Raw genomic sequence first — 220 nt, 5'->3', positions numbered from 1 at the left:
GTCAGACCGAGATCAAGCTGGGCAGCCTGACCCCCACCCGTGACTTCAACTACGTGAAGGACACCGCCAACGGCTTTATGACCATTGCAGACTGCGATGCCGCCATCGGTCAGGTTGCGCAGTTTGGTGGCATCGCCCAGCAGGCGGTTGACCTCGCTCTTTTCAGGGCGCAGGCGTTCAGCTTCGCAGACGATGGTGGCATTGGGGTTGATCTGTGCGA

At 60.0% G+C, this 220-nt stretch carries 1 pseudogene; it reads right to left on the bottom strand.

What is annotated here, in order from left to right:
• A pseudogene (locus H6B10_RS18400) lies at positions 1-220 on the bottom strand (hypothetical protein); the annotation flags it as partial.

This window comes from Gemmiger formicilis (genome assembly GCF_016901605.1).
Taxonomy (GTDB): domain Bacteria; phylum Bacillota; class Clostridia; order Oscillospirales; family Ruminococcaceae; genus Gemmiger; species Gemmiger formicilis_B.
Note: the sequence above shows the minus strand (reverse complement) of the source record. Positions and strands in the feature narration are given on the sequence as shown.